Raw genomic sequence first — 2,919 nt, 5'->3', positions numbered from 1 at the left:
CCATCCCGAACAGGACCGTGAAACAATTTTGCGCCGATGATAGTGCTGCAACCAGTGTGAAAGTAGGTTATCGTCAGGCTTGTTATATTAAAAAACCCCACCAGCCCCAGCGCGCTCAAGATCGCGCTGGGCGCCGGTGGGGTTTTTTTTCATCCGCGTTTTGTTTTTGGCTGGCATCTGATCTCGCTTGCACGGTGACAATCTGTGATAATTGCAATGTTTCCTTATGGTATAGTTAAAAAACTATTAATCTTTAGGAATCAATAATGCATTTTTCTCCTAGACTTTTTGCTGCAACACTCGCACTAGTAACATCGTTTAGTGCGCAGGCGACAGCTTATTACGGTGAGTTGCCGACAAATACACCTATGCTTGCTGGTGATTTTATTGAGTCCGGCGGTGAGTACTGCGTCCTGCAGCAAGGTGACAGCAACTTGGTCGTCTATAAAAGGCCACGTTCTACTAGCTGTACCGGTGGAACGGTGATCTGGGCTTCATACTCTGCCAACGCAACAAAAACCATCATGCAATCCGACGGCAACTTGGTGCAGTATGACGACGCCAATAACTATAAATGGGCAAGCAACACTGGCGGCCGTGCTGCCGGCAACTACCGATTTGGCATTCATGCAACAACAGGGAGTCTTAACATTACTCTTTGGAATGCTGCGGGAACCTCCGGCACAACCATTTGGTCAACTCCAGCGGATCCAAATCCAACCCCGCCTACGCCTCCGACCAATCCACCTACCAATCCTAATCCTTGCCCTAGCGGCGGGAGTCCCGCGCTGTACACGGTTTGCGTGGCAGCTGGATGGCAATCCCAATTTACTTATCGCTTCTCCGCGTGCACAGCGCAACAGGCTCAAGTCCTGGCTTGGCAAAACGGTTGGACTTGGGGCGCTTGCCGTTTCTAAGCCGTATTTAAGCCGCTTGTGAGATGAGATTCAGCTGCCGATATTTTTTCATCGGCAGCGTTTTAGCTGGATGCACGAATGAAAACTGTTCTTTTTGTTGTCATCGCCTCGGTATGTCTTCTGCTGATGCGAAACCATGATTTCGTCGAGTCCGTTAGCGCCAAAACCGCCATCAACGACAGTGCTCCCTCATCCATAGGGCAGGCCGGGATTTCCGGACCTGCTCTCGCGAGCCCATCCGGTTCACCCTTCGAGCGTCTTGCCGGAAATAAGGTTGATAAGCCCGCGCTCATCCTTGAGCGAAAAGAGCGGATGAAGAAGGGCGGCTATTTCACGCCGGAAGAATATTTTTCCATGTCGCTAACGCAGTTGACGGCGCGCGCCAAGTCCGGCGATATGTACGCGCGGCTCCAGTTAGCGCAACAGTATTACTTCGAAAGTAATTCGTTGGCATTTGAGGAGGGCTTCGATTTTGACACGAACTCGGCGGAGCTAGGTAAAAAGTACTTTTCCGACGCGGCGGTTGCCGGCCACGTTCTTATCACGTCTGTTCTGATTCAACTGTACGACGCCGAAGGTGACGCGCTACACGCTTATGCATGGCAGTTGTTTGCTGACCGGGTGGGCGCGAACTATCGAACACAGCAAGACCCTCGTCAATTGAGTGCCGCTGATCAGGAAAAAGCCAGACAGTTGGCGGCGCAGCTATTCAATCGCGCCATGCAGCCCTTGGCGCTCACACCGGCTGCCGGCGGCATTAAATAGTAAGCGCTGCCGCCCAAGGGAACGCAGACGGCAGGTCTTATTCATTCGATCGCATATTTTTTTTAAATAGTTGAAACCGACGGCGCAACTCTTGCGTATATCGTGCATGGCCCGGCATTTCGCCGCGCTATTCTGATCGGAGAATTCAATGAAACGCACATTTTCGCCTGCCGTCACCATTGTTATAGCCGCCCTGTTGGCCGTCAGCGCGAGCTTCGCGCACGCTTCGGACGACGTTTCCGCCATCTCCGTCCCGGCCGGGCACGCAGAAGTGATGAGTGCGCTCGGTGCAGGCGATCTGACTTACGAATGCCGCGTCAAGGCAAACATGCCGGGTATGCATGAGTGGGTCTTCGCGGGGCCGAACGCGGTGCTGTATGACAAGAACAAAACACCCGTCGGCAAATATTATGGCGGCCCCACTTGGGAAGCTAACGATGGGAGTAAGGTGACCGGCAAGCAGCTTGCCGTCGCTCCCTCCGGAAATCCGGCGTCGATTCCGCTGCAACTCGTGCAGGCTAGCCCGTCAACCGGCACTGGTGCCATGGTAGGCATTACTTACATTCAGCGTATCAACACGAAGGGTGGCGTAGCGCCTGGTGACGCCTGCACGGCTGACACAGTAGGCGTAAAAAAGCTGGTGAAGTATGAAGCTGATTACGTTTTTTACAAAGCTTCCTGAGATTGCCTAGTCAGACACTCGCTGCCTGACTCCGGCACTGCCTCAGGTTTTGACCTCTTGCTTACGAGCGTTTGGGCACCTCGTGGCCGCCAACAGCTGCATCTCTTCCGGCGCCTTCGCTTGGCCCGGTGTCAGCGCCGCGGTGGCCGGCAGCGCGAGCGCGGCCGACAGCATTTTGCGGGCTGGTGATGCAGTTCGCCATTCGTTTGATCAAATCTACCAGTCCGGCAAAACGTCAGCGGCGAAGGGTGCCGGGGCGGGGCGGAGGCGATTCCTCAAATAATCCTTGCCAGTCCGCCCGGCGCTTTGCTATAGTTCGCCTCCCCGATGACAGGCACTAGATGCTGACCAGAAAGGGCCGATCGGAAACGACGGGGTAGCGAAAATAGAAGTTGACTGAATAAGCGAAACGCTTCATACTCTTCTCTTTCTGCTGACGACAAACAAAACGCTTTGTTGAAAACGCAGAAAGCAGTACCGAACAAGTTCTTTAACAATTAACAGTCGATAAATGTGGGCATTTGATGAAGGTGCCGGCGGACTTCGGTTCGCCGC

General features: G+C 53.6%; 3 protein-coding genes. All 3 read left to right on the top strand.

The genetic code is table 11. The annotated features are described in order from the left end of the window. The first annotated feature begins 266 nt into the window (after positions 1 to 266). The 3 genes from JANGC3_RS31535 (at position 267) to JANGC3_RS0112460 (ending at position 2,364) form a co-directional block, all read left to right on the top strand. On the top strand, positions 267 to 917 hold the full coding sequence (locus JANGC3_RS31535) for a hypothetical protein (protein WP_081611839.1): 651 nt from the start codon (positions 267 to 269) through the stop codon (positions 915 to 917). A gap of 78 nt (positions 918 to 995) precedes the next feature. Beyond that, positions 996 to 1,682 carry a hypothetical protein gene (locus JANGC3_RS0112465; RefSeq protein ID WP_017876824.1) on the top strand — a complete coding sequence of 229 codons (687 nt, stop codon included), beginning with the start codon at positions 996 to 998 and terminating at the stop codon, positions 1,680 to 1,682. A gap of 148 nt (positions 1,683 to 1,830) precedes the next feature. Then, entirely contained in the window at positions 1,831 to 2,364 is a 534-nt protein-coding gene (locus JANGC3_RS0112460; protein WP_017876823.1) for a DUF3455 domain-containing protein, read from the top strand. Positions 2,365 to 2,919 lie beyond the last annotated feature (555 nt).

Origin of the sequence: Janthinobacterium sp. CG3 (assembly GCF_000344615.1) — a bacterium.
Taxonomy (GTDB): domain Bacteria; phylum Pseudomonadota; class Gammaproteobacteria; order Burkholderiales; family Burkholderiaceae_D; genus Janthinobacterium.
The sequence above is the reverse complement of the archived record's forward strand: the minus strand, read 5'-3'. Positions and strand labels throughout refer to the sequence as shown.